The following is a 6247-nucleotide window of genomic DNA, read 5'->3' on the forward strand; positions in this document are numbered from 1 at the left end:
CCTGTCAACATCAACGCTCGGTAACGCCGAGGTAGTTGTTCGCAGTCTGTTTGCTCCAGCGTGTGTCGATGGTTTTGGAGTGAGTTATACACCTGTTCTGGAGGGCATCGAGTTCATGGTGACTTGGGGTGACGAAGCTGGGCAGGCTGAAATCTTTCTGAGCAAGCTGGAACCAGCAGCCGAGCTGCTTTACAATTTCACAGCCGCGATCTAAGCCTTGACTCAGCAGCACGCCTTGACCATGATTTTGTATTGTCGCGGGCACAGAATTAGCGTAGCGTCAGTGCTATGAGCGCGCTATTTGATTCGATCCGCAAAACGGGCTTTCGCAGAGGCCCCAAACGGATGCTGGGCGGTATAGCCGGAGGCCTCGCCTCCAAGATGAAGCTCAATGTCTGGCTCGTCCGACTGTTGGTGCTGATCGCTTTCCTCTTGCCGGTCGTCGGATGGGTTCTCTACTTCGTCATGTGGATCATCACACCGTGGCAGGACGGCAGCATCCCACTGGAACGACTATTCGGCGGACGCCCGTCCGCCCGCTAAGCGCTTGCAACTTCTGCTCCGTTTCGTCGTTGGACGATACCTTGTATCATGAAAACATGGTTGATCGCAGACTTCTACAGGAAGCTCAAGGGCTCGACGACGTCGACAAACTTGAACTGGCACAGGAGCTGCTGAGTTCTGTGCAGTTTGATGCGCTACCAGTGACTCCTGAAGAAGCAGCACTGGTAGAAAAGCGACTAGCAGCTCAGAGCGCAAACCCAGACGATAAAATAAGTTCTGCAGAAGTTTGGGATCGTATCAAGCGCCAATACCAGTGATCTATTCTCTTTCGTGGAGACCGAGGCTTACCACGACCTATCGACAGCATTTGCGTGGTACGCGGAACAAGCGCCCCATCAACTCTCTCGATTCGAAAGTGAAATCAGGGCAGCAGAAAAAGAACTTCAGACAAACCCACGTTCCTACCGGCCTATTCATAGGAATGCTCGCCGTTTTGTACTCAGAATTTTCCCATATCGAATTTGGTATGTAGTGAATGACCTTCAGCAAGAAATTGACATCATCGCATTCATTCATACCCGTCAAGATCCTGGACAGTATCACGGCAGAATTCTGTAATAGTTAGGACTTTTCTGTCGCGTTGCCGACTGAGGATCTTCGTCTATTCCTGACGAAAACTCAGACCTTTTGCCGCCAGTGCTTCAGCCAGGATACGGATAGCTTTCGGCCCGACACCGTGAATAGCCAACAGTTCTTTTTCGGTGTGCTGACTGACCTTAGCCAGGGAGTCGATCCCTGCAGCCTGTAACTCTCGCGGAGCAGTTTTCCCCATCTCATTGGGTAAATCACCCACAGGACGAACATCCGGTGTGGCCATAACGGGCTTTTACTTGGCGGCTTCGATCTGCTCGGAAGCCGTGGGATCCGAATCATTCAAAAACTTGGTAATGCGGTCAACCTCGTCGGTTTCGCCAATGGCCGCAGCTGCTCGGCCCAGCGCGTACAGTGCGCGTAAGAAACCGCGGTTAGGTTCGTGCGTCCACGGGATGGGGCCGGCGCCCTTCCAACCGGCACCGCGCAGCGCGTCCAGGCCGCGGTGGTAGCCGACACGAGCGTAAGCATAAGATTCCAGTTCGCGTCCGTCGTCCCAGGCATCTTCGGAGGCCATGGCCCAAGCCAGTGAGGAAGCAGGGAAACGCTGAGCGATTTCCTCGGGCAGATCGCCAGCATCGTAGCGAGCTTTCACCTCGGGTTCTTCGGGCAGCAAGGTTGGTTCTGGTTCCATTAGATTCTTGCCGATGAGTGACGACACGTTTATTTCCTTCCACTAAGCCATTAGAGCTGAGTCTACGCTGTCTGAATGTGTCAGTGTCTATACTGAGTCAAGAAGTAAACCGTTCATAAGGACACCATGATTTCCGTTCGAGAGCTTACCAAGGTGTATCGGCAACCCACCAGGGATGTCGTGGCCATCGACGACATCCATTTAGACATTGCCGACGGCGAAATCCACGGGATTATCGGCCGTTCGGGTGCAGGTAAATCTACCCTGGTCAGATGTTTGACCCTGCTAGATCGCCCTACCAAGGGCCAGGTCATTGTGGGCAGTCAGGATCTCACCGCGGTGTCTGACACCGAATTGCGCAATGCGCGCCGTCGTATTGGCATGGTGTTTCAACACGCAAATCTGTTGTCCTCGCGTACGGTTGCCGAGAATGTGGCGATGCCGCTGGAGATTGTCAATACGAAGAAGACTGAGCGCCGGGCCAAGGCCATTGAATTGATTGAACTGGTGGGATTGCAGGGCCTGGAAGATACCTACCCCGCCCAGTTATCGGGTGGACAGCGTCAGCGGGTGGGCATTGCCCGGGCCCTAGCGGCGGATCCTGATGTGCTGCTGTGCGATGAACCGACCTCAGCGCTTGATCCCAATACCACCGAGGGCGTTTTGAATCTGATCCGCTCGGTTGCCAAGCGTCTGGACCTGACCGTGGTGATCATTACCCATGAAATGTCAGTGGTCAAAAACCTGTGTGATTCGGTGTCGCTGCTCGAAGCCGGCAAAATTATGGAATCCGGAAAACTTTCCGAGGTAGCCGGCGATGTGAACTCGGAACTGTCGCGTTCACTGTTGCCGCTGCCAACGCATGATAAAGTCAGCGCGGATATGGTCATTGAAGTGGTGGGCAAGGCTGATGCCGTCAATACCCCGATCGGTGCCACCATTGCCGCCGAAAACCCGGTGACCGTGGAGATTGCCGCAGCCAATATTGAAACCCTCAGCGGCACGCGATTTGCGCACTATCTGCTAGGCATCAACAGTGACACACCCATTAACAGGACCGGTATCGAAGCCACCCTGGCCCGTCACGGATTCTCTGTGCGTGCGCGCGCCAAGCAAGGAGTCCAAGCATGAACTGGTTTGAAGGACTCTTCGACAACCGCGCACTACAAACCGCACTGCCGGAAGCGATCTGGGAGACCATTGTGATGGTCGGCATCGCCGGGGTCGCCACCGTAATTCTCGGTGGGATCATCGGAATTATCCTGCACCTAACCCGACCCGGTGGGCTGGCACCGATACGCGTGCTCTATGCTGTGCTGTCGTCGATCATCGTCAACATCACCCGCTCGATCCCGTATGCGATTTTGATGGTGGCACTCATCCCGTTCACCCAGTGGCTCATCGGCACCTCGATCGGGCCAATGGCCGCAACCGTCTCGCTCACCATTGCCACCGCACCATTCTTTGCTCGCCTGGTAGAAACCGCACTGCGCGAAGTCCCCTCCGGCACCGTGGATGCCGCCCAGGTGATGGGCATGTCCAACGGCCAGATCGTTTCCAAAGTCTTCTTACCCGAGGCCCTGCCCGGGCTGATCTCAGCAATCACCAACACCACCGTGGTGCTCATTGGCTATTCGGCAATGGCCGGGCTGATCGGTGGCGGCGGTCTGGGCCGGCTGGCCTATAACTACGGCTACCAACGCTTTGACTCCCAGGTCATGATCGTGACCATCGTCGTCATGGTCCTTGGAGTTCAGCTGATCCAATGGATTGGCGATAAAATAGTAGCGGCTGTTGACCACCGCTGATCCGCGTTAACATCAGCGCACGGTCATAAGACGAAAAACCATGTCAGGAGTACACATGTTCAAATCATCACGCACCTCACGCCGGTTGGCTCTTACCGGTCTTGCTGCGGCATCAGCGCTCGTGCTGGCCGCATGCGGTGGCGGATCCGAAGAGGCTGAAGGCCCAAGCGCCAACGAAGATGGCGTCACCACTTTGACCGTCGGCGCCACCCCGGTCCCCCACGGTCAGATTCTGCAGTACGTTTCTGAAGAGCTCGGCCCCGATGCCGGCCTGGAAATTGACATCGTGGAATTTGATGACTACCAGCTGCCAAACCGTCAGATGGATGAGGGCAACCTGGACGCCAACTACTTCCAGCACATCCCATTCTTGGAACAGCAGATCGAAGACCACGGCTACGAGATCTCCCACGGCGAGGGCGTGCACATTGAACCCTACGCGCTGTTCTCCTCCCAGCATGACAATGTCGAAGACATCGACGAAGGTGCAACCATCGGGATTACCTCCGACGCCGGCAACCAGCCTCGCGCCCTGCTGTTACTCGAGGCCGTTGGTCTGCTACAAGACATCGACGAGGACTCTGCAGCCCTGACGCTGACCGAAGAACAGAACCCCCTGGGTCTGCAATTCGAAGAGAATCCACCAGAAATCCTGGCCCAGGTTGTTGACGACAACGCCATCGATGCTGCAATCATCAATGGCAACTACTTCCTCGAAGCCGGCCTGGACGTCAACGACGCACTGATCGTTGAAGAAGCCGATGACTCCCCATACGCCAACGTCCTGGCATGGAACACCTCCAGTGACGGCAACGAAGCCATCCAAAAACTCGATGAATTACTGCACTCTCAAGAGGTCGCAGACTACATCACCGAAACCTGGCCCGAAGGTGAAATCATCCCGGCCACTCCAAGCGAGTAAGCCCTCACACTTCACACCCACGGCGCGGTATCTGTCCAACAATACGGCAGGTACCGCGCCTGGTGTTTAACCGCAATGACTCATCAGCACATTAAGGGGACTCACCACCGTCACCGTTTGCGCATTGACCCACATTTCCGGCACATGTTGTACTGAAACACAACGGTATACGGTGAAATTCGCCATCTCCCAACAACAGCTGAACACCATCGCCTTGCAGTTACTATGACTGCGAAGCCAAAGGAGTGCTTATGAAAACGCCAAGGCAAAAATCCGTAGCCCTACTCGGTTCTGCCCTGCTAGCCATCACGCTGAGTGCCTGCGGTGCTGATGACGACACCAGCCCGGTCGAAGAAGAACCCACCACTGAACAGTTCGATGAATTCGAAGACGACGCCAACCAGCCTGGTCAACATGGCACCCCGCTGGATGACGACGGCGCCACCAGCACCGAAGAAGGCGAAACTCACGACTCGTGACCCATGAATGAACAACCGTCCAACGACGATGAATGAGACGATTTCGGAGAATAACTGCACGCAGCCAAGGATTCAGATCGACTGAGGTCTCAGGTCGACTCTGCACCGTCTCTCTTTGGCACATTGCAGGGTCGAGCAAATAGCACTCCGTGTAGAAGAGGAAACCAAGAACTAGAAAGTATTCTCGCAACGCTATCCCCGTCGAAGGTAACTGATCTCGAGGAAAATGACGACGTGAGGGATCTGCCATAGCGCGCTTATCCATACTGTGTACCTGATAAGCAGAGATGCAGACCTGATTACTGTTGAACCCCAAAAACAGTAACTCCGGCGATGTACCCAATTTTTCAGGGCAGGGATCGTTCCGGAGCTTTCAGGTAAACGCTAACACGATCATGCGATGCAGAGAATTCAATGTACACACCTGATGAGTCCTTGTGAGAACAGTGGGTCAGTACCGAGAGATTAAACCGGTACCGTGCTGCCGACGCGCCAACCACAGAACTGTATTTGTGGAATGCTGAATTATCCGCAGCCTATTTTGAAATAGTCGCACATGCACAAGTCCTACTACGAAACGTATTCTATCCAGCTCTGGCTCCTCATAGCGTAGGAGGGCGTTGGTATCAAGATCCCGCCTATCCTTTCTCTGCACATGCTCAACGCGACATCCGATCAGCCATACGCCGCGCAACACGAGACCAACAGTTTGAATATCCAGGCAAGGTGGTAGCAGAATTATCGTTCGGTTTCTGGCGTTTTCTCCTCGGGAAACGATACAAGACGACGATATGGCAGCTCATTTCGCCACAGTTGCAAGGAGTTCCGCGACATCTACGGTATAGACACCAGTTAGAGCAAGTCATGACACGAATAAACGAGCTGCGCAATAGAGTACCCCACCACGAACCAATCTTTCACCAGGCTTCAAATCAGCATCTTTCAGATATTTTTCTTGTCGCACGTTACGTTGATATGCGAGCCGAACAGATGCTGAAGGGCATCTCTCGTGTAGAACAGGTTCTCTTGAGACGTCCTAGCTTCCGAAACTCGGTCGAATGCTTGTGCAACAAAAGTTGGTGCGTCGCAGTTGACCCATTCAAAACGTAGGCACAGTCAGATCATCTGTTTTGTGTTGAATCATTTCGATATCTCGGACCTATTTATATACCTATGCGCAGTCGGTAGAGTCTCGACATGGGACAGAATTATCTGAAAAGCATTGGCCTCGGTATTGCGGCAGGCACAG

General features: G+C 54.1%; 10 protein-coding genes. 8 read left to right on the plus strand and 2 right to left on the minus strand.

Annotated features, from left to right (window positions below):
• The 4 genes from K8V32_RS13745 to K8V32_RS14680 form a co-directional block, all read left to right on the plus strand.
• Window positions 1-214 (plus strand): choline/carnitine O-acyltransferase (locus tag K8V32_RS13745; protein ID WP_303908681.1); only part of this gene is annotated, 214 nt, incomplete at its 5' end.
• A gap of 74 nt (window positions 215-288) precedes the next feature.
• On the plus strand, window positions 289-543 hold the full coding sequence (locus tag K8V32_RS13750) for a PspC domain-containing protein (RefSeq protein ID WP_303908684.1): 255 nt from the start codon (window positions 289-291) through the stop codon (window positions 541-543).
• A gap of 56 nt (window positions 544-599) precedes the next feature.
• Entirely contained in the window at window positions 600-821 is a 222-nt protein-coding gene (locus K8V32_RS13755) for an addiction module protein (protein ID WP_303908687.1), read from the plus strand.
• A 13-nt stretch (window positions 822-834) separates the two neighbouring features.
• Window positions 835-1122, plus strand: a complete 288-nt coding sequence (locus tag K8V32_RS14680) for a type II toxin-antitoxin system RelE/ParE family toxin (RefSeq protein WP_369681077.1) — start codon at window positions 835-837, stop codon at window positions 1120-1122.
• 43 nt (window positions 1123-1165) lie between these two features.
• Here K8V32_RS14680 and K8V32_RS13760 read toward each other — a convergent pair whose 3' ends face one another.
• The gene (locus tag K8V32_RS13760; protein ID WP_303908690.1) at window positions 1166-1381 is read right to left on the minus strand and encodes a helix-hairpin-helix domain-containing protein; all 216 of its coding nucleotides are present in this window, start codon (window positions 1379-1381) and stop codon (window positions 1166-1168) included.
• Between the two features lie 9 nt (window positions 1382-1390).
• Window positions 1391-1789, minus strand: coding sequence for a DUF3151 domain-containing protein (locus K8V32_RS13765; RefSeq protein ID WP_303908705.1), 399 nt, complete (start codon window positions 1787-1789; stop codon window positions 1391-1393).
• Between the two features lie 126 nt (window positions 1790-1915).
• On the opposite strand from K8V32_RS13765, the gene K8V32_RS13770 reads away from it, so the two are divergent.
• The 4 genes from K8V32_RS13770 to K8V32_RS13785 all read left to right on the plus strand — a co-directional run bounded on the left by K8V32_RS13770 (window position 1916) and on the right by K8V32_RS13785 (window position 4998).
• Window positions 1916-2920, plus strand: coding sequence for a methionine ABC transporter ATP-binding protein (locus K8V32_RS13770; RefSeq protein ID WP_303908693.1), 1005 nt, complete (start codon window positions 1916-1918; stop codon window positions 2918-2920).
• A complete protein-coding gene (locus K8V32_RS13775) occupies window positions 2917-3597 on the plus strand; it encodes a methionine ABC transporter permease (protein WP_303908696.1) in 681 nt (226 codons plus the stop codon). Before K8V32_RS13770 ends, K8V32_RS13775 begins: the two co-directional genes overlap by 4 nt.
• Before the next feature lie 55 nt (window positions 3598-3652).
• Window positions 3653-4519 carry a MetQ/NlpA family ABC transporter substrate-binding protein gene (locus K8V32_RS13780; RefSeq protein WP_303908699.1) on the plus strand — a complete coding sequence of 289 codons (867 nt, stop codon included), beginning with the start codon at window positions 3653-3655 and terminating at the stop codon, window positions 4517-4519.
• 251 nt (window positions 4520-4770) lie between these two features.
• Window positions 4771-4998 (plus strand): hypothetical protein, encoded by a 228-nt coding sequence (locus K8V32_RS13785; RefSeq protein WP_303908702.1) that lies wholly within the window; start codon window positions 4771-4773, stop codon window positions 4996-4998.
• The last annotated feature ends 1249 nt before the right edge of the window (window positions 4999-6247 follow it).

Origin of the sequence: Enteractinococcus helveticum (assembly GCF_020742345.1) — a bacterium.
GTDB lineage: Bacteria > Actinomycetota > Actinomycetes > Actinomycetales > Micrococcaceae > Yaniella > Yaniella helvetica_A.

Bases quoted from the DNA above. Each gene is read 5' to 3' on its own strand.
- K8V32_RS13750 (WP_303908684.1), top strand. From the start codon at position 289: ATGAGCGCGCTATTTGATTCGATCCGCAAAACGGGCTTTCGCAGAGGC.
- K8V32_RS13755 (WP_303908687.1), top strand. From the start codon at position 600: ATGGTTGATCGCAGACTTCTACAGGAAGCTCAAGGGCTCGACGACGTC.
- K8V32_RS13760 (WP_303908690.1), bottom strand. From the start codon at position 1,381: ATGGCCACACCGGATGTTCGTCCTGTGGGTGATTTACCCAATGAGATG.
- K8V32_RS13765 (WP_303908705.1), bottom strand. From the start codon at position 1,789: ATGGAACCAGAACCAACCTTGCTGCCCGAAGAACCCGAGGTGAAAGCT.
- K8V32_RS13770 (WP_303908693.1), top strand. From the start codon at position 1,916: ATGATTTCCGTTCGAGAGCTTACCAAGGTGTATCGGCAACCCACCAGG.
- K8V32_RS13775 (WP_303908696.1), top strand. From the start codon at position 2,917: ATGAACTGGTTTGAAGGACTCTTCGACAACCGCGCACTACAAACCGCA.
- K8V32_RS13780 (WP_303908699.1), top strand. From the start codon at position 3,653: ATGTTCAAATCATCACGCACCTCACGCCGGTTGGCTCTTACCGGTCTT.
- K8V32_RS13785 (WP_303908702.1), top strand. From the start codon at position 4,771: ATGAAAACGCCAAGGCAAAAATCCGTAGCCCTACTCGGTTCTGCCCTG.